The organism is Streptomyces sp. NBC_01428 (genome assembly GCF_036231965.1).
Classification (GTDB): Bacteria; Actinomycetota; Actinomycetes; order Streptomycetales; family Streptomycetaceae; genus Streptomyces.
In genome coordinates this window covers 7,613,064-7,631,872 of the sequence record NZ_CP109499.1, presented here as the reverse complement: position 1 = coordinate 7,631,872, position 18,809 = coordinate 7,613,064, and the positions used below count along the sequence as shown (strand labels likewise).

General features: G+C 70.8%; 18 protein-coding genes and 1 riboswitch. Of the genes, 8 read left to right on the top strand and 10 right to left on the bottom strand.

The features are described 5' to 3' along the window. Nucleotides 1-45: 45 nt before the first annotated feature. Nucleotides 46-699, bottom strand: coding sequence for a PadR family transcriptional regulator (locus OG406_RS33100; protein WP_329189256.1), 654 nt, complete (start codon nt 697-699; stop codon nt 46-48). A 209-nt stretch (nt 700-908) separates the two neighbouring features. Between OG406_RS33100 and OG406_RS33095 the strand changes: the two genes are divergently transcribed. From OG406_RS33095 to OG406_RS33080, 4 genes are all read left to right on the top strand, one after another. Continuing rightward, nucleotides 909-1,163, top strand: a complete 255-nt coding sequence (locus tag OG406_RS33095; RefSeq protein WP_329189254.1) for a hypothetical protein — start codon at nt 909-911, stop codon at nt 1,161-1,163. Nucleotides 1,164-1,280: 117 nt separating this feature from the next. Then, nucleotides 1,281-1,505: a hypothetical protein gene (locus OG406_RS33090; RefSeq protein ID WP_329189253.1), complete on the top strand. Its 225-nt coding sequence runs from the start codon at nt 1,281-1,283 to the stop codon at nt 1,503-1,505. Between the two features lie 146 nt (nt 1,506-1,651). After that, nucleotides 1,652-2,071, top strand: a complete 420-nt coding sequence (locus OG406_RS33085) for a hypothetical protein (RefSeq protein ID WP_329189251.1) — start codon at nt 1,652-1,654, stop codon at nt 2,069-2,071. A gap of 326 nt (nt 2,072-2,397) precedes the next feature. Continuing rightward, nucleotides 2,398-3,207, top strand: a complete 810-nt coding sequence (locus tag OG406_RS33080; protein WP_329189249.1) for a PhzF family phenazine biosynthesis protein — start codon at nt 2,398-2,400, stop codon at nt 3,205-3,207. A gap of 97 nt (nt 3,208-3,304) precedes the next feature. On the opposite strand, the gene OG406_RS33075 is transcribed toward OG406_RS33080, so the two are convergent. Beyond that, nucleotides 3,305-4,105, bottom strand: coding sequence for a CPBP family intramembrane glutamic endopeptidase (locus OG406_RS33075; RefSeq protein WP_164374829.1), 801 nt, complete (start codon nt 4,103-4,105; stop codon nt 3,305-3,307). A 187-nt stretch (nt 4,106-4,292) separates the two neighbouring features. Between OG406_RS33075 and OG406_RS33070 the strand changes: the two genes are divergently transcribed. Continuing rightward, entirely contained in the window at nt 4,293-6,062 is a 1,770-nt protein-coding gene (locus tag OG406_RS33070) for a substrate-binding and VWA domain-containing protein (protein ID WP_329189247.1), read from the top strand. Nucleotides 6,063-6,100: 38 nt separating this feature from the next. On the opposite strand, the gene OG406_RS33065 is transcribed toward OG406_RS33070, so the two are convergent. Further along, nucleotides 6,101-7,618, bottom strand: coding sequence for a glutamate-cysteine ligase family protein (locus OG406_RS33065; RefSeq protein ID WP_329189245.1), 1,518 nt, complete (start codon nt 7,616-7,618; stop codon nt 6,101-6,103). 544 nt (nt 7,619-8,162) lie between these two features. Here OG406_RS33065 and OG406_RS33060 point away from each other — a divergent pair. Both OG406_RS33060 and OG406_RS33055 read left to right on the top strand, forming a co-directional pair. Beyond that, the gene (locus tag OG406_RS33060) at nt 8,163-8,756 is read left to right on the top strand and encodes a hypothetical protein (RefSeq protein WP_164374832.1); all 594 of its coding nucleotides are present in this window, start codon (nt 8,163-8,165) and stop codon (nt 8,754-8,756) included. A 377-nt stretch (nt 8,757-9,133) separates the two neighbouring features. Then, complete coding sequence (locus tag OG406_RS33055) at nt 9,134-9,340, top strand: DUF5999 family protein (RefSeq protein WP_081223229.1); 207 nt, start codon at nt 9,134-9,136, stop codon at nt 9,338-9,340. A gap of 135 nt (nt 9,341-9,475) precedes the next feature. Here the strand turns inward: OG406_RS33055 and gcvP are convergent, their stop codons facing one another. Continuing rightward, entirely contained in the window at nt 9,476-12,361 is a 2,886-nt protein-coding gene (gene gcvP / locus OG406_RS33050; RefSeq protein ID WP_329189241.1) for an aminomethyl-transferring glycine dehydrogenase, read from the bottom strand. Nucleotides 12,362-12,538: 177 nt separating this feature from the next. Then, nucleotides 12,539-12,634: riboswitch (glycine riboswitch) on the bottom strand. A gap of 130 nt (nt 12,635-12,764) precedes the next feature. Here gcvP and OG406_RS33045 point away from each other — a divergent pair. Next, nucleotides 12,765-13,136, top strand: a complete 372-nt coding sequence (locus tag OG406_RS33045; protein ID WP_081223231.1) for a PRC-barrel domain-containing protein — start codon at nt 12,765-12,767, stop codon at nt 13,134-13,136. Here OG406_RS33045 and OG406_RS33040 read toward each other — a convergent pair. The 6 genes from OG406_RS33040 to OG406_RS33015 all read right to left on the bottom strand — a co-directional run bounded on the left by OG406_RS33040 (nt 13,058) and on the right by OG406_RS33015 (nt 18,805). Beyond that, nucleotides 13,058-14,629, bottom strand: a complete 1,572-nt coding sequence (locus OG406_RS33040) for a DNA polymerase IV (RefSeq protein WP_329189238.1) — start codon at nt 14,627-14,629, stop codon at nt 13,058-13,060. The two genes, OG406_RS33045 and OG406_RS33040, sit on opposite strands and share 79 nt — an antisense overlap. A 76-nt stretch (nt 14,630-14,705) precedes the next feature. After that, entirely contained in the window at nt 14,706-15,374 is a 669-nt protein-coding gene (locus tag OG406_RS33035; RefSeq protein ID WP_267050208.1) for a MerR family transcriptional regulator, read from the bottom strand. Nucleotides 15,375-15,591: 217 nt separating this feature from the next. Continuing rightward, the gene (locus OG406_RS33030) at nt 15,592-16,065 is read right to left on the bottom strand and encodes a bifunctional nuclease family protein (protein WP_006123076.1); all 474 of its coding nucleotides are present in this window, start codon (nt 16,063-16,065) and stop codon (nt 15,592-15,594) included. 85 nt (nt 16,066-16,150) lie between these two features. Then, nucleotides 16,151-16,903 carry a transcriptional regulator FtsR gene (ftsR, locus tag OG406_RS33025; RefSeq protein ID WP_329189236.1) on the bottom strand — a complete coding sequence of 251 codons (753 nt, stop codon included), beginning with the start codon at nt 16,901-16,903 and terminating at the stop codon, nt 16,151-16,153. Nucleotides 16,904-16,945: 42 nt separating this feature from the next. Further along, nucleotides 16,946-17,905, bottom strand: a complete 960-nt coding sequence (locus OG406_RS33020; protein ID WP_164374837.1) for an FHA domain-containing protein — start codon at nt 17,903-17,905, stop codon at nt 16,946-16,948. Nucleotides 17,906-17,965: 60 nt separating this feature from the next. Then, entirely contained in the window at nt 17,966-18,805 is an 840-nt protein-coding gene (locus OG406_RS33015; protein WP_081223234.1) for a DUF881 domain-containing protein, read from the bottom strand. Between the last annotated feature and the right edge of the window lie 4 nt (nt 18,806-18,809).

The window sequence follows — 18,809 nt, the reverse complement described above, 5'->3', positions numbered from 1 at the left end:
GCGGAAACACTTCCACGGGGCGCCGGCAGGTACCACAGCATGCCGTCAGTCCTCGTCGGCGAGGATCAGGTACAGCTTCTTGCGGGCTTCGTTGATGACCTTCAGCGCCTTGTCGCGCTGATCCTTGCTGCCGGTCTTCCAGACCTGGCCGAAGGCCTCCATGAGGCCGAATCCGGCCTGCCGGATCTCGTGCAGCGTCTCCCAGTCGACCCCGCGCCCGGCCTCTTCCCAGGGCGCGTCGGGTCCCTCGTCGGCCGCGGTGCGGCCGGACTCGGTGAGCGAGAACAGCTTCTTGCCGCCCTCCGCCTCACTGGTGATCAGGCCCTCGTCCTCCAGCAGCTGGAGGGTCGGGTACACCGAACCCGGGCTGGGCTTCCACGCCCCGCCGCTGCGCTCGGCGATCTCCTGGATCATCTCGTAACCGTGCATGGGCCGGTCCTTGAGCAGCGCGAGGATCGACGCGCGCACGTCGCCGCGCCGCGCCCTCCCCCGCGGTCCGCCCCGACCGCCACGCCCACCCCAGGGGCCGGGGCCGAAGCCCGGTCCACCGAAGCCGGGGCCACCGGGTCCACCCGGTCCGAAGGGCCCGAAAGCCCCGCGTCGCCCCTCGAGGCCGCCCCGACCTCGATGGCCGGGTCCGCCGTGGTGTCCATGTCCGTGTTCGTGCTCGTATCCGAAGTCTTCTCCACGGGAACGCATCGCAATCACTCCATTCCATCGTTGATCGGTCGCGATGCGTCAACGATATATCGGAACCGCTCGGAAGACAACCCTCGCACCGAGCAGGCCCGCGTCCCGGCTCCGCCCCACGACCGACCGTCGGCTCTTGACCCCGGCCCGCCGCACTTCGCCCCGGCCCCGGACGTCCACCTCGGGCCCTGTCGGAGGCTCCGCATACGGTGGGCGGGGTGAACGGATGTGACGCACCAACCGACCCGGTCGCCCACCCCGGCGCCCTGCTGCCCCTGCTGAGTTCCGACGCGGAGGTCGGCGCCTTCTTCGCCGCAGTCGCGGACCTCGACGCGACGAACCCGGCCGACCACCTGTTGGAGGACGGGATCCGGCTCGCCTCCGGGGCCCGGCTGGAGCAGTTCGCGCGGGCGGGCTCGGGGGACGCGTACTGCTTCGTCGGCGCAGGCGGCGAGGAACGCCCCGTGGTGTAGGTCAGCCTCGACGGCGCGTCCGGACCGCTCGCGCTCGGTCTGCCCGAGTTGGTGCGGCTGTGTCTGGTGGCGCCGTGGTGGCGTGATGCTCCGGGACGTACGGCCGAAGAACTCCAGGTGGTCGCCGAGCAGTACCGGGAGGACGTGCCGGACCTCGACCGTCGACGCGACCACGCGGCCCGGACCCTCGGGCTCGTTCCGGCCGGACTGCCGTCCGAGGCGACGGCCTTGGCCCGGCTCGTGGAACTCTCCCGGGGCCCGGTCGCCGAGGCCTGCCGTGTCATCGGATACGAGGGCGATCCGCTTGACCCCCTGTTCGGGCCCGCACCTGACTGCCCCTGACCCCCGTCCCGGCCCGGGCAGCGGTAGACCAGGTGGCCATGGCCCGGGTCTCGACCACTTGGCGGGCGGCGGGCGGCGGGCGGCGGGCGGCGGGCGATGAAGGTTCGTCGTCCGGCGTGTCGGTGGGACCCCGTAGCCTCGCTCGCATGCCACGCCGTGCGAACCAGTCCCGTCGGCTCGTCGCCGACGGGCGCGTGTACCTGTGGAGGCTGCGCCACAGCCACCGGCGGGATCCCGGCAGACGTGCGGTCGACTGCCGCCAGACCCTCACCTTGACCCCGCAGCCGTCCGGCACCGGCGGCGTGCTGCGTGTCGTGTTCACCGAGGCGCCCGGCCGGTACATCCCCGGAGGGGCACCGCTGGGCTCCGGGGACGTCGGCTTCACCCGGGGCGCCGACCTGAACCTGCACGAGCCGGGCGCGGTCCGGGCCCTGTTGGACGTGGCTCTGGCCCGGGGGTGGCGCCCCGAGGAGCGGCGGCCGGTGGAGATCGACGGCTGGACGCTGCTGGACGCGGCGGCCGCGGCGCGGGCACGGGACGCCGGCACCGCGGGCTCGGAGTCCTAGCGGGACCCGCTCGGCCATACCGTCGTTGCTCGCACCGGCCGGCCGCGCGGCCACCGGCCCGCCGCGACCGCGCGGTCTCCCCTCCGGCGCGACGGCGGCCCAGCCCCGGCTCGCGGCTCGCGGCTCGCGGCTCGCGGCTCGCGGCTCGCGGCTCGCGGCTCGCGGCTCGCGGCTCGCGGCTCGCGGCTCGCGGCTCGCGCGAGCTTCCCCATCTCCCTTCTGCCGGGCGGGTGTTCACGCCGCGCGTTCGCCGCGACGCCGTCTTGAGTCCAGCCGCACCGGATTGGCCTTGGCCCGCCGCTTCGTCCGGCGGCTAGCTTCGGACCATGCGCATTCGTATCGTCGACGCCTTCACCGACCGCCCCTTCGCCGGCAACCCGGCCGGGGTCCTCCTCCTCGACTCGTTCCCGGACGACGCCTGGCTCCAGAACGTGGCCGTGGAGGTGAACCACGCGGAGACGGCGTTCACCCACCCGCTCCCCGCCGGCGGTGAGGCCGACTGGGCGCTGCGCTGGTTCACCCCCACCACCGAGGTCGCCCTGTGCGGGCACGCGACGCTCGCCGCCGCGCACGTCCTGCACACGACGGGCGCTCATCGGGGTCCGGTGCGGTTCACCACGCGCAGCGGCGTTCTCGTCGCGACCCCCGGCGACGACGGCTCGATCACGCTGGACTTCCCGACCGCTCCGCTCACCCCGGTGGCAGCCCCGAACGGCGTCGCCGAGGCCCTCGGCGCCGAACCGCTGGCCACCTTCGACACCGGCCCCAACACCGGGGACCTGCTCATCGAGGTCGCCGACGAGAGGACGGTGCTCGGTCTCACCCCGGACCACAACGCGCTGGCCCGCTACTCGAAGCGCGGCATCATCACGACCGCTCGCGCCGAGGACCCCTCCCGTGGCTACGACTTCGTCTCGCGCTGCTTCTTCCCCAACGTGGGCATCGACGAGGACCCGGTCACCGGCAGCGCGCACACCGCCCTCGCCCCCTTCTGGTCCGAGCGCCTCGGCCGGACGACTCTGACGGGGCTGCAGGCCTCACCCCGTTCCGGCCTGGTCCGCACGGAACTGCGCGGTGAGCGCACCCTCCTCACCGGGCACGCGGTCACCGTCGTCGACGGCGAACTGCTGGCGTGACGCCGCCCGGGCCGCGGGGCCGTCCCCACCCCGCGTCCCGGCACGCGAAGGGGCGTACGACGGTGTCGTACGCCCCTTCGCGGTCCGCTCCCCGTGCTCATGCCGTCGGGAGCCACCCCACCTTGCCGGCGAGCAGGGCGTACCCGACGAACGCGCCGATGTCGAGCAGCGAGTGCGCCACCACGAGTGGCCCGACCCGGCCCCAACGCCGGTACAGGTAGACGAAGACAATGCCCATCGCCATGTTGCCGACGAACCCGCCGATGCCCTGATAGAGGTGGTACGAGCCGCGCAGCACCGCGCTCGCCACCAGGGCAGTCCCCGGCGTCCAGCCCAACTGTCCGAGCCTGCGCAGCAGGTACCCGACGACGATGACCTCCTCCAGTACGGCGTTCTGCACCGCCGAGAGGATCAGTACCGGGAACTTCCACCAGACGTCGGGCAACGCCTCGGGCACCACCGTGAGGTTGGCGCCGAACGCGCGGGCCCCGAGATAGAAGGCGATCCCCGTACTGCCGATCACGGCCGCGACGAGGGCACCCCGCCCGAGGTCCGGCCACGGCCGCGTGCGGTCGAAGCCGATCACGCGCATGCCCTTGCCCTCGCGCATCAGCAGGTGCGCGACGAGCGCGACCGGCACCAGAGCGGACGCGATACCGAAGAGCTGCCAGGCCAGATCGAGCCACGGACGCCCCGGTGCGGCCGAGGCGTTGAGCGTGGCCGCCTGATCCTTCAAGCCCCCTGGTTTGGTGACCGATCCGACAAAGCTGATCAGGGCGGACACTCCGCTCGCACCGAGCGACAGCGCCAGGACGAGCAGCGTCTCATCCCGGAAAATCCGTCGTGTCAGCCCCGCTTCGGGAAAAGAATCGGCCACCGACCCCGCCTCCACCTGCACTCCCGCCTCCAGTTGAGTAATCGCGCCTCATCCCCATCTTCGCCCCGCTAGGGTCTCGAAAGAAGTTACGAAGATCGTGCGCGACAGGCCGTTGGGGGACACGGGCTCCGTACGGGGTGTACTTCCCCCTTTGCCTGTTTTACGGCTGTCCCACGGCTCAGGCTCACCGCGGAGGGACCACACCGTCATGGGACGTCACAGCTTGCCCGACGAGCGCCGGGCGGGCACCGCCGACCCCCGGATCCGCGCGCGCCGCCGCACGGTGGCCGTCGCGACCGTGCTCGTCCTCACCGTCGCCGGCGGCACGGCCGTGGCGGTCCGCGGCGGTCTGTTCTCCTTCGGCGGCTCCTGCAAGGACGACGCCGTGCACCTCACGGTGGCCGCGTCGCCGGACATCACGCCCGCCCTCACGGCCACCGCGGCGTACGCACGCGAGAAGAACATCACCTCGGACGGCCGCTGCCTCGACGTCCGGGTGACCGCTCGCGAGTCCTACAAGGTCACCGACTCGCTCCAGACCGGCAAGCCGACCGGCATACAGGTGTGGGTGCCCGACTCGGGGCTGTGGGTGGAGCGAGTCACCGGGTCCACCACCGCGACACAGGTCACCGGTGCCGGCAACGTCGCCTCCACCCCCGTCGGCGTCGCCATGGTCCCGGCGGCCGCGAAAACGCTCGGCTGGCCCGAGAAGACCTACGCATGGACCGAACTGGTCGGCGCGACGATGCAGGACGACAAGCTCAAGCTGGGCGCGGCCGACCCGACGCGCAGCTCGACGGGTCTGCTCGCCCTCACCCGGATCAGCGCGGCCGCGTCCCGCGTCAAGGGCGGTGACACCCAGGCCGCCGCCATGGCCAAGGCCCTCTCACAGCGCACCTCGGACAGCGACACCCAGGTCCTCGACACACTCCCCCGCGACGACTCCGGCACCGAGCGGGGCAACCCGAAGCGGAACCAGGCGCTGATCCTCTCCGAGCAGGCGGCGTTCGCGCACAACGCCTCGGACGAGGGCGGGCAGGACCTCGACCTGTTCTACCCGAAGGACGGCACTCCGCTCCTCGACTACCCCTACACCCTGGTCGACGAGGCAGGGCAGAACACCGACGAGAGCCGCGCCGCCCTGCGGTTCATGACCCTGCTGGGAGAGCCCGCACCGCAGAGGATCCTGCGGAAGTACGGCTTCCGAACGGACGCGCAGAGCCCGTCCAGGGCGCTGGTCACCGCGGCCGGCGGCAGCTCCCCGCAGCCGTACACCCGGACCGCCACGGAACCCGAGTCGCCCACCGCGGTCAAGGAAGCCCTCGGCATGTGGACGATCACGGTGCAGAGCGCCCGGATCACCACGGTCGTCGACGCCTCCGCGTCCATGAGCGAACCCGTGGCCGGGACCGACCAGTCCCGCATGGACGTCACCAAGTCGTCCCTGCTCCAGGCCCTCGCCACCTTCACGCCCGAGGACGAGATCGGGCTGTGGAAGTTCTCCACGAAGCTCGACGGCGACAAGGACTACCGCGTGCTCGTGCCCACCGCCCGGCTCGGCGACTCGAAGGGCGCCGGAACCCAGCGCGAGAAGCTGTCGGCGGCGTTCAGCTCCCTGAAGCCGGTCCCCGACGGGGCCACCGGCCTGTACGACACCACGCTCGCCGCGTACAAGGCGGCCGTCGCGTCCTACGCGAAGGGCAAGTTCAACGCGCTCGTCGTCCTGACGGACGGCGCCAACCAGGACCCGGGCAGCATCTCCCGCTCCAGTCTCGTCGCCGAGCTGCAGAAGCTGACCGACCCGGAGCGCCCGGTGCCGCTGATCGCGATCGCGGTGGGTCCCGACGCCGACAAGGAGGAGGTCGACCAGATCGCCAAGGCGACCGGTGGTTCGGGTCAGCAGGTCAACGACCCGGCACAGATCCACGCCGTCATGCTCAAGGCGATCGTGGCGGCCGGCTCCGGCATCACCGGCTGAGACGCCGGCAGCACGGGCCGACCACCGCCCCCGTCACCTCACGCCAGCGGAGCCGGCTTCGGCAGCCCGACCGGCCAGGTGTGCACCGGGTCCCCGAGGTGCATGAGTTCGCCGTAGCGCCTGGTCGTCGCGGCCAGGGCGGCGTCCCGCCCGAGGCCCTTCTCCAGTGCCCGGTGGAAGGTGGCGGCCTGCCAGGTCGCGCCGTTCGTACGCAGCCTGCAACGGTCCTCGATCACGCCCAGGTACAGGTCCCGGTCGGCGGGTTCGATGCCCCACGCGTCCAGGCCGGCGGCTGCCAGCGGGAGCAGCTCGTCGCGGATCAGGTGCGCGGCGTCCACCTGGGTGGTGCCGCTGTGGCGTCCGCGCCGCGGCCACTCCAGGCGCGCCTCGATGCCGTGCTTGCAGGCCGCGTCGAAGTTGGCGGCGGCGGCCTCGAAGGGAAGCCGCGTCCACACCGGCCGGGACTCCTCGGCCAGCGCGCGCACCAGCCCGTAGTAGAACGCGGCGTTGGCGACGACGTCGGTGACGGTCGGACCGGCGGGCAGCACCCGGTTCTCGACCCGCAGATGCGGAACGCCGTCGGCGATGTCGTACACGGGCCGGTTCCACCGGTACACCGTGCCGTTGTGCAGCACGAGTTCGGCGAGCTTCGGCACGCCGCCGGCGTTGAGCACCTCCAGCGGGTCCTCGTCGTCGCAGATGGGCAGCAGCGGCGGGAAGAACCGCAGGTTCTCCTCGAAGAGGTCGTACGCGGAGGTGACCCAGCGTTCACCGAACCACGTCCGGGGCCGGACCCCCTGCTCCATCAGTTCGGGCGGACGGGTGTCGGTGGACTGCTGGAAGAGCGGGGGCCGCGACTCACGCCACAGCTCGTGACCGAACAGGAAGGGCGAGTTGGCGCCGACGGCGACCTGCGGGGCGGCGACGACCTGTGCCGCGTTCCACACGTCCGCGAAGCGGCCCGGGGTGACCTGGAGGTGCAACTGCACGGAGGTGCAGGCGGCTTCGGGCGCGATGGATCCCGAGCGGCACACGAGGCGTTCCACCCCGTCGATGTCGAGCACGAAGTCCTCGCCGCGCGCCGCGACGATCTGGTCGTTGAGCAGCGCGTACCGGTCGACGTCCGACAGGTTCGCGGAGACCAGGTCGTCCTGTCCGAGCGTCGGCAGGATGCCGATCATCACGATTCCCGCGTCGACCTCGCTCGCCTTTCGATGGGCGTACGCGAGCGAGGTGCGCAACTCCTCGGCGAGCCGGTCGAATACCCGGCCGTCCAAGCGGTGTGGGGCTATGTTGACTTCCAGGTTGAACATGGCGAGTTCTGTCTGGAAATCCTTGCTCGCAATCCGCTCCAGTACTTCGGCATTCATCATGCGCGGCATGCCGTCGGGCCCCGCGAGATTCAATTCGATCTCCAGGCCCATCAGGTTCTTCGGCCGGTCGAACCTCTTCTCCTCCAGCAGCCTCTCCAGCACCGTCAGACACTGCCGGAGCTTGTCGCGGTGGCGCTGTCGGTCGCTCAGGTCGAACGGCCCTGCAACGACCTTCTCCCCCATCGCGATGTCCTTCCTCGACTGGGCAGGCCGACGATCCGGCGGCCTTGGTGTCCCGGGTACGGAGGATGATGCCCCGGCAACGCGATCCATAACGTCCCGCGCGCGCCCTTCGGCCGCTACGCTGGGGTCCGATTCCCCGGGCACATTCACGAGGCATGCGGCAATAAGCAAGTTTACCGGCGCCAAGATCTCGTGAAAAACGCCGACGAGTATCGGCCGACCGCTCCGGTGAAATATTCCGAGGTCACCGCCATGCGGCCACGCAGAACCGGGATGAAGCGCGCGTTTTCGCGACCGAATAGTGCCTTGTTCTTCATATTCGGGACGACTAGCCGAAACACTGTATGAACACGTGTCGTATAAACTCCGCTACCGAGGCAGAGAGTTTGCGCTCGCGGTCCTAGGTCCTGTCGTCACGGTGACGACGACAGGCGGCATTCCTGCCGGCGGATCCAGACCCCACGCCCCTCTGACCCGAGAGCTGACAGCGCCGTCCGCCCCCTCCCTCGCGCCACTGTGCCTGTCGAACGAGAGGCGACCCACCATGCCGCTGCACGTACCTCCGGCTCCCGCGCCCGCCCTGCGCACCGTCCTCACGGCACTCGGTTCTCCCACCGCCGTCCGCGAAGCCCGAACGCCCTCCCTGCGCCTGGCGCAGGGACCGATCACGCCCGAACTCCCGCTGCCCGTCCATGTCCTGGACCGCATCACGCCCGCGGGCGCGTCCACCACCCGGCTCGCGGGGTGGCGGTTCCTGCTCCGCAGCGGGGACCGCGCGGTGGCAGCCGCCGACACCATGCTGACGCCGGACGGCTGGGCCTTCTCGCGCTTCTTCGAGGGGCCTTACATCGCCGCCACGGAACACGCCCTGCGACAGGCCGAAGCCATGCACCAGCCCTACCAGGCACGTCTGTTGTCCGTACCCGAGCTGTACATGCTGACCCTCTGGCTGCACGGCGACATCACGGCCGACGGCGCCGACGGCCATCCGGCCGCCACCGACCTCCTCGTCCCCCTGGCCCCCGCCCCTCCCGGCATCGCCGCGCACCGCCCGCACCGCGTCGCCGAACTCCTCCCGGTGCTCACCCACCGGGTCACCCCCGTCACTCCCGGACCGCTGCTCGGCTCACCCGCCTGACCCGACGACCACCGTGCCCCGCGGCCGACGGCCGGCCGCGGGGCACAGCGCTGTCACGACCCCGGACCACCGGCCCGCTCATCGGGGCTCCACAACGCTCGTACGAGGGAGGACGCCCTCCCGACCCGACCGGACTAGCCCTATTCGGTCACCTCGAACCACCCGAAGAGGTACTGCAGTTGGGATGAACCGTCCGCACGGGTGATGCGTCATCAACCTGTGAGAAGCGGTGCCGTCAAATCCCTGCGGATCGACGCCCGTGGGGCAACACTGGGTTCCAGACCACACACCAACGGGGGGCGGCCATGAGTACTTCGAGCCGCGGGACAGACACCACATCCATCACTGACCTCTCGACCCAGCGAAAGATCCCACCCATGTGCCAGCACCAGCCACCGTGCCCGTCAGCCGCGTCCGCCGACCGGGAGTCCGCCCGTCTCGTGGCGCATCACCCGGAACAGGGATGGAGCCTGCTGTGCAACGGCGTTCTCCTCTTCGAGGACACCGGTGAGCTCCTGCCGGACGGCCGGATCATCGCCCCGCACCGCCCGCTGGGCGGCGCCGCGGTAATGACCGCTGCCTGACCCGCACACCCGGGCGGCCCCGACAGGGCCGCCCAGACAGACGAGGGGCCGGCCCGGAGACGTACTCTCCGAACCGGCCCCGACGCATCTCCGCGGGTGGTCACTGCGGGTGACCACCCGCGTTCGGTGTGCCGATCAGTCCTCGTAGGCGTCCAGCGGCGGGCAGGAGCAGACGAGGTTCCGGTCGCCGTAGGCCTGGTCGATCCGGCGGACCGGCGGCCAGTACTTGTCCGCTGCCGAGACACCGGCGGGGAACACGGCCTCCTCGCGGCTGTACGCGTGCTCCCAGTCACCGCCGAGCGCGGCGGCCGTGTGCGGCGCCCCCCGCAGCGGGTTGTCGTCGACGGCCCACTCGCCGGAGCCGACCTTCTCGATCTCCGCGCGGATCGCGATCATCGCGTCGCAGAACCGGTCCAGCTCGCCGAGGTCCTCGGACTCGGTCGGCTCGATCATCAGAGTGCCGGCCACCGGGAACGACATCGTCGGCGCGTGGAAGCCGTAGTCGATCAGGCGCTTGGCGATGTCGTCCACGCTGACGCCGGTCGCCTTGGTCAGCGGGCGCAGGTCGATGATGCACTCGTGCGCGACCAGTCCGCCGGGGCCGGTGTACAGCACCGGGTAGTGCGGCTCCAGGCGCTTGGCCACGTAGTTCGCGGACAGCACGGCCACCTGTGTGGCGCGCTTGAGACCCTCGCCGCCCATCAGCCGGACGTACGACCAGGAGATGGGCAGGATGCCCGCGGAACCCCACGGCGCGGCGGAGATCGGACCGACGCCCGTCTCGGGGCCGGCCTCGGGCTGCAGCGGGTGGTTCGGCAGGTACGGCGCCAGGTGCGCGCGCACGCCGACCGGGCCGACGCCGGGACCGCCGCCGCCGTGCGGGATGCAGAACGTCTTGTGCAGGTTGAGGTGCGAGACGTCGCCGCCGAAGTGGCCCGGCTTGGCGAGACCCACCAGGGCGTTCAGGTTGGCGCCGTCGACGTAGACCTGGCCGCCGGCCTCGTGCACCTGGGCGCAGATGTCGGCGACGTGCTCCTCGAACACACCGTGCGTCGAGGGGTAGGTGATCATCAGCACCGACAGCTCGTCGCGGTACTGCTCGATCTTGGCGCGCAGGTCCTCGACGTCGATTTCGCCGTCGTCGGCCGTCTTCACGACGACGACCTTCATTCCGGCCATCACGGCGCTCGCGGCGTTGGTGCCGTGGGCGGAGGACGGGATGAGACAGATGGTGCGCTGGTCGTCGCCGTTGGCGCGGTGGTAGCCGCGGACGGCCAGCAGACCGGCCAGCTCGCCCTGCGAACCGGCGTTGGGCTGCAGCGACACCTTGTCGTACCCGGTGACCTCGGCGAGCTGGTCCTCCAGCTCGTGGATGAGCGTGAGGTAGCCCTGGGCCTGCTCGGCGGGCGCGAAGGGGTGCATCTGCCCGAACTCGGGCCAGGTGACCGGCTCCATCTCCGTGGTCGCGTTGAGCTTCATCGTGCAGGAGCCCAGCGGGATCATGCCGCGGTCGAGCGCGTAGTCGCGGTCGGAGAGCTTCCGCAGGTAGCGCAGCATCGCGGTCTCGGAGCGGTGCTGGTGGAACACCGGGTGCGTGAGGTAGTCGTCGGTGCGCAGCAGCGCGGCTGGCAACGTGTCCTGCGCGCTCGCGTCCAGCGCCTCGACATCGCCCTCGACGCCGAACGCGGTCCACACGGCGGCGAGCTGCGCGCGCGTGGTCGTCTCGTCGCAGGAGATCGACACATGGTCGGCGTCCGCCCCGTGGACGTTGACGCCGAGGTCGCGGGCGCGCTCCACGACGGCGGCGGCGCGGCCCGGGACCCGCACGGTGAGCGTGTCGAAGTACGCGCCGTGCACGACCTCGACTCCGCCGGCGGTGAGCCCGGCGGCGAGCACCGTGGCGTAGCGGTGCGTGCGGCGCGCGATGGTCCGCAGCCCGTCGGGGCCGTGGTACACGGCGTACATGCCGGCCATCACGGCGAGGAGCACCTGGGCCGTGCAGATGTTGCTGGTCGCCTTCTCGCGACGGATGTGCTGCTCACGCGTCTGGAGGGCGAGGCGGTACGCCTTGTGCCCGTCGGCGTCCACGGACACACCGACGAGGCGGCCGGGGAGGCTGCGGGCGAACTTCTCGCGTACCGCCATGTAGCCGGCGTGCGGTCCGCCGAAGCCCATCGGGACACCGAAGCGCTGCGTCGTGCCGACGGCGATGTCCGCGTCGAGCTCGCCGGGCGAGGTGAGCAGCGTGAGGGCGAGCAGGTCGGCGGCGACGGTGACGACCGCGCCCAGCGCGTGCGCCTGCTCGATGAGCGGCTTGATGTCACGTACGGCACCGGAGGCACCCGGGTACTGGACGAGCACGCCGTTGATCTCGCGCCCGGCCAGGTCGGCCGGGATGCCCTCGGCGAGGTCGGCGACGACGACCTCGACGCCGGTCGGCTCGGCGCGGGTCTGGATGACCGCGATGGTCTGCGGCAGCGCGTCCGCGTCGACCAGGAAGAGGCCCTTCTTGTTCTTGCCCATGCGGCGGGACAGCGCCATCGCCTCGGCGGCGGCGGTGCCCTCGTCGAGCAGCGAGGCGCCCGAGGTGGGCAGACCGGTCAGCTCGGCGACGACGGTCTGGAAGTTCAGCAGCGCCTCGAGCCGGCCCTGCGAGATCTCCGGCTGGTACGGCGTGTACGCCGTGTACCAGGCCGGGTTCTCCATGACGTTGCGCAGGATCACCGGCGGCGTGAACGTGCCGTAGTAACCGAGGCCGATCATCGAGCCGAGCACCTGGTTGCGGTCCGCGAGCGAACGCAGCTCGGCCAGCACGTCGGCCTCGGTGCGCGCGGCCGGCAGCTTCAGGGCCTCGGCGTTCTTGATCACGTCCGGCACCGCGGCGGCCGTCAGCTCGTCGAGCGAGCCGTATCCGACCTGCGCGAGCATCTTGGCCCGGGCTTCGGAGTCGGGCCCGATGTGGCGCTGCTCGAAGGGGATTCCCTGTTCGAGCTCGGAGAGCGGAATGCGAGGGGCGGTCATTGCGGAGGCCTCCTGGTCTGACGCGACCTTCGAGGGGTACCCCGGCACGGGTACCCCGACGGCCTCCCCCTCTGTCATCTCAACCTGAGAGCTTCACCGGTCCGTCCGCTGACGTCCCGGCTTTCACCGTCGGTGAGGGCGGAGGCCATCGGCACCCGCCCTGCTTTCCAGAGTGACCTCGTCCGTGCGGTACGTGAGCCTGAGAGATTCCGGGGAGGATTTGCTCCTTCGGCGCCTCCGGTGAAGTCTGGAGGACTCTCCCGCACGGGATCAGCAGCCGTTGGCCAGCCTACCAGCGGGGACAAGACACCTGCCTTCGAGTGGCCGCCCGCCCGAAAGTGCTCTTTTGTAGTGCTTACGGATGTACTGCTTACGGATGAGTTTGCGACCACGTGGAGGGACCGTGCAGACCGACATCGATCCGCGCAACCTGATCGGCCGCAAGGCGTTCGACCGCAAGGGCACCAAGATCGGCACCATCGACGAGGTCTACCTCGACGACGCGACCGGGGTACCGGAATGGGCGGCCATACGCACCGGCCTGTTCAGCCGGGACGCGTTCGTCCCCCTGGAGCCCAGTGAGGTCGTCGAGGGGACCTTGCGCATCCCCTTCGACCGGGCCCTGATCAAGGACGCCCCCGACTTCGGCGTCGGCCGGCACCTCTCCCCCGAGCAGGAACTGCAGCTCTACCACCACTACGGACTCGACGTGGCGGCCCCTCCGCCGCCGCCGGACCGTGACTTCGGCCGGCTCGCGGGATCCGAGGACACCTGATCCACGGAGCCCGAGGGCACCTGGCCCCCTGGGCTTGAGACCACAGGGGCCGTCGGGTCGGCCTCCGGTACCCCGGCTCCCGACGCCCCCGGCTCCACGTCCGCGGGCGTCCGCCCCGGCTCCTCCGGTCTCCGCTCCACCAGCGGAAGCGGATCCGCCGGCTCCAGCCGAGGATCGTCCGTCCGGAAGGTCCGCACCCGGCCCGGCTCCGAGTACGGCGTCTCGAACCGCACCGTGACCCGCCCCAGACCGCTCCCCTGCACCCACCCGTGCCCGAACTCGGCATGCCGGACGTCGTGCCCCGCGGACCACCGTCGCTCCGCGGCCGGCTCCTTCCCGCCCTCGGGACCGTCCGGCTCCGCCTCCGCGAACTCCTGCGCCGACGGCTCCGCCGCGGCAACGGCCTCCGCGTGCGCCTGTGCCTGCGCCTGTGCGAACAGGTCCTCCTGCGTGTAGTCGGCGAGCCCGGAGACACCCACCCCGAGCAGCCGCACGCCCCCGGTCGTGTCCACACCCTCCAGCAGCCGCGCGGCGGCCTCCTGGACGACCCCGGGGTCGTCCGTGGGCCCGCGCAGCGTCTCGGACCGGGTCAGCGTCGAGAAGTCGTACCGGCGCACCTTCAGCACGATGGTCCGGCCCGACAGGCCCGCCCCGCGCAGCCGCCGCACACAGCGGTCCGCGAGCCGCGCCACCTCGAGGCCCACCCGGACCCGGTCGTGGATGTCCACGTCGTACGTGTCCTCCACCGACACCGACTTCGTCTCCCGGTCGGACACCACGGGCCGGTCGTCGCGCGCCAGCGCCATCGCGAACAGCGCGTGCCCATGGGCCTTCCCCAGCAGCCGTACGAGCTCGTCCTCGCCCGCCTCGGCGATCTCCTCGACCGTGGTGATCCCGGCCCGCCGCAGGTGGTCCCCCGTCGCCGGTCCGACGCCCGGCAGGGTCCGCACGGACATCGGCCCCAGCAGCTCGCGCTCGGTGCCCGGATCGATCAGCACCAGACCGTCGGGTTTCGCCTGCTCCGAGGCGATCTTGGCCAGCATCTTGGAGGCGGCGAGCCCCACCGATCCCGTGAGCCCCGTGACAGCTCTGATGTCCGCCCGCAGCTTCACCCCGGCCAGCCGTGCCGAGCGCTCGTCCCACGCCGTTCCGCCCGCTTCCAGGTCCACGAACGCCTCGTCCAGGCTCAGCGGCTCCACCAGCGGCGACAGGGCCCGCAGCAGGCCCATCACCTGCTCGCTGACCTCTTTGTAGAGAGCGAAGCGCGGCACCAGATACGCGGCGTTCGGCGCCCGGCGGCGCGCCTGTGCCATCGGCATCGCCGAGTTCACCCCGAAGACCCGGGCCTCGTACGAAGCGGTGGAGACGACCCCGCGGGGCCCGAGGCCGCCCACGACGACGGCCTTCCCGCGCAGACTCGGCTTGGACGCCTGCTCCGCCGAGGCGAAGAAGGCATCCATGTCGAGATGCAGGATCGTGGGCGCGGTTCTCACATGTCCGATGCTGCCCTACGCCACTGACAATGCCCCGGCAACGCCGGGGCATCAGGTCATCGGAAGCGCGCTTCGGTCACACGGCCCGGTTCCGTCTGCGAGCCAGCTCGTCGGCGGGATTGTTGGCGAGGAGCGTCTCCCCGGTGTCCACCCGCTCCCCGTGCAGCTGCGACAGGGCGCTCTCGACGTCCCGCCACACCACGCCCACGGCGATGCCGAAGACGCCCTGGCCGCCCTGCAGCAGGGCGTGGACCTCGTCCGGGGAGGTGCACTCGTAGACCGTCGCACCGTCGCTCATCAGCGTCATGCGCTCCAGGTCCTGGAAACCGCGCTCCCTCAGGTGCTGAACCGTGGTGCGGATGTTCTGCAGCGACACCCCGGTGTCCAGGAATCGCTTGACGATCTTCAGAACCACCACGTCACGGAAGCTGTAGAGCCGCTGTGTCCCCGACCCGTAGGCCGGACGCACGCTGGGCTCGACCAGACCGGTCCGCGCCCAGTAGTCCAGTTGGCGGTAGGTGATGCCCGCGGCGGCACACGCCGTGGGTCCCCGGTAGCCGACCTCCTCGGGAACTGTCCCTCCCTCGTCGGACACTGCCGCCGGCCGCCGCGGAACGTGATCGGCCGCGCCGCCATGCTGCCCCCTGCTCGAGTCGAGCCGAGAGCTTGGGGGAGGGTACGGGCCGCTCTCTCCCAGACCGCGTCCGGGAGCACCCCCAGCCGTACCGTCGCCGCTGCTTCTCACGCCGACCTCCGTCCTAGACCTGCCTTCACGACGGTAGGCAGTCACCAGGGGCTCGTCAACGATCGCCACACTCGGCACGCCGAGTGATAATCACCCAAGGAGTGGTTTGCCGTGTCCTACCGCGGGGAAAGGCTAGCCGAATGCGCTCGGCGCGGGCCGCGGCACACCACACTCGCCAGGGGCAAATGCCGCCGAAGTGACTCCCGCGCCGCCGGCCTCACTGGCTGTTGGTGCCGAAGTCCTCGGGTGAGATCTGGTCGAGGAACTCGCGGAACTTCTCCACCTCGTCCTCCTGCTCGTCCGGGATGGCGATACCCGCGTCGTCCAGCACCCCGTCACTGCCGTAGATCGGCGTGCCGGTGCGCAGGGCGAGCGCTATGGCGTCCGAGGGACGCGCGCTGACCTCGACCCCGCTGGCGAAGACGAGCTCCGCGTAGAACACACCCTCACGAAGGTCCGTGATCCGTACTTCGGTGAGCTCCTGGCCGACAGCCTCCAGCACGTCCTTGAACAGGTCGTGGGTCAGCGGTCGTGCGGGGGCCATGCCCTGCTGGGCGAAGGCGATCGCCGTCGCCTCCCCCGGTCCGATCCAGATGGGGAGGTAGCGGTCGCCTCCCACTTCACGCAGAAGCACGATCGGTTGGTTGGAGGGCATTTCCACCCGGACACCTACGACATCGAGCTCGTTCACACAGCAACCCTAGGCCGTGCTCGGGACGTTTGGGTAGTCGGGCACAGAACGGGTGGCCGATCCACCGGCGGCGCCGGTGCCCCGATCAGGGAAGTCGCACGCCCAGCGCGGTCTGCACGAGGGCCGCGTGGAGCTTCACCGTGAGCCCCGCCAGCTCCTTCGCCCGGGCCTCCGCGTGCGCCCGGGTCTGCGGGTTGCGGTGGCGCCGCAGCGGGGCCACCACCTGGTCCACCAGGCCCGCGTCGCGCTCCGCCGCCGCCTTCATCGCCCGGAGATGCCGCGGTTCGATCCCGAAGCGGCCCAGCTCCACGACGAGTGCGGCGACGGTCACCGCCTCGGCGTCGTACACACCGCCCGGAAGGGGGCCGATCAGGCCGTACGACTCCCACTCCTCGAGTTCCTGCTCACCGATCTCCGCGGCGGCCAGCAGCTCCGCACGGCCCACTCGGGCCGCCGTCGGCCCCTCGGGCTCGCCATAGAGCCCTCCGAGGGGTTCTCCGTCACCGGAGTCGCGCTGGCGTCCCACCGCGGGCAGACGTACCTGCTCACCGCGCTCCAGGGCGTCCAGGTGCTCGCGGATCACCTTGAGCGGGAGATAGTGGTCGCGCTGCATGCGCAGGACGTGACCGAGGCGCTCGACGTCGTTCGCACTGAACTTGCGATACCCCGAAGGGGTCCGCCGCGGCTCGACGAGCCCCTCCGACTCCAGAAATCTGATCTTGGAGATGGTTACTTCGGGAAACTCGTCGCGCAGCTGGCTCAGCACCGCGCCGATGCTCATCAGACCACTGTCCGCGGCGGTGCCGCTGCCGGCACCGCCGCTCGGTGTTTGAAGCATGGACATTCCCTCGGTGTCCCCCCGGACGGAGTTGGGGGAGGGTCAGACGCCCCGCTGGCTCGCGTAGAACACCAGCCGGTACTTGCCGATCTGCACCTCGTCACCGTTCGACAGGGCGACCTGGTCGATCCGCTCCCGGTTGACGTACGTCCCGTTCAGGCTGCCGACATCGGCGACGGTGAACGACCCGTCCGCCACGCGACGGAATTCCACATGGCGGCGCGACACGGTCACGTCGTCGAGGAAAATGTCGCTCTGCGGATGACGACCGGCCGTGGTCAGGTCGCTGTCCAGCAGGAAGCGACTGCCCGAGTTCGGGCCGCGGCGCACCACCAGGAGCGCCGAGCCGAGCGGCAGCGCGTCGACCGCCGCCTGCGCCTCCGGGGAGAGCATCGGCGAGGGCGTCTGGCCCGTCACCTCTGCGTCGTAGGCCTCGATCCCCGAGATGGAGATCGTGGACGTCGTCTCGGAGGGGCGCTCCGCGCCGCCCCGCAGCGGGGCACCGCAGTTGGAGCAGAACCGGCTGTTCTCCGCGTTCCGGTTCCCGCACCTCGTACACACCAGGGCCGACATGGACGGATCCTCCTGCCGCGGCTGCCCACCAGGGGCTTGGGACGCATACGGATCGGAGGCGAACCCTCCACCCGAGCTTGAGGCTGACGGTTCCCCGAAACCTATGCGGCCGGACTGGGCAGGGTCAACAGACGGCGCGCCGGGACCACCGGCACCGCCGACCTGGTCACGGAACAGCGGGCGGTCGCCGCTCTGGGCGTCCGCCGCGTCTCCCTGGCGCGGTGCACGGTGGCGGGCCGTCGCGTTGTCACCGCTGCCCTCTCGCGTGCTCTTGCCGAACAACTTCGCAAACAACTTCACGGGCGATTCCCCTTGACCGAAACAGACCCGCCCGTGGGGCAGGACGAACACTGAATGAACACACCGGTCGACCCGGACATCCTCACAACGTCCGTATCCACCAGACAGTTTCCACCACGCACCACCCATTCGGTGCGCCGACCCCCCGCAACCTCATGCCCTCGCCCGGCGGACCTCATGCGACCCACCTCACGGGGAGGACGACCGAGCGTAGTCAGGCCGCTCCGCCGGTCGCAAGGCATCCACGACGATCTTCGTCGAACGCTCCACCGTGACGGTGGCCTGCTCCTTCTCCAGCGTCTGCACCACACCCCCCGGAATGTTCAGCGCCGGCTCCAGATCCTGCGGCTTGCCGATGACCTTGAAACGATACGGCTGGGTGATCTTGTTCCCGTCGACCTTCACTCCGCTCCCGGAGTCGGCCAGATAGGTACCGGCGACCACACGCACTCCGTTCACCTGGATCGCCTCCGCGCCCGCGGCGCGCAGCTCCTGGATCGCGTCGAGCAGCATGTCCGCCTTGACCGTCCCCTTGGTGTCGTCGATCGTCAGCGTGATGCCGGGGCCCTGGGCGGCCACGGTGCCCGCGAGGATGCCGAGTTGCTTCTCCTTCTCGACCGTCTGCTTGCGGGCCTCCTCGGCCTGGTCCGAGCTGTTCTCCAGCTCGGTGCGCTGGTCCTCGAGTCCCTGCTTCTCGTCTTCAAGACGCTGAGTGCGGTTGTCGAGTTCATCGAGGATGCGTACGAGATCCTCCTGGCGGGCCCCACGCAGGGCACTGTCCCCGTCGCTGTTGGAGGCCACCTGGACGGCCAGGCCGAAGCCGAGGCCGAACAGCAGCACGGCGACGATGAGTTGGGCGCGCGAGACGCGCGGCGGCCACAGTCCGCTGACCAGCCGCTGCCGACCGGCGGACGACGGACGGGCGACCGGCTCCGGCTGCACGGGACCGGGGCCCTCCGCGGCGGCGGGGACCTCGTCCGGCAGCTCTCTGCGGAGCGGGTTCTCGGGGGTCTCGTCTTCGTTGCTCATCGGC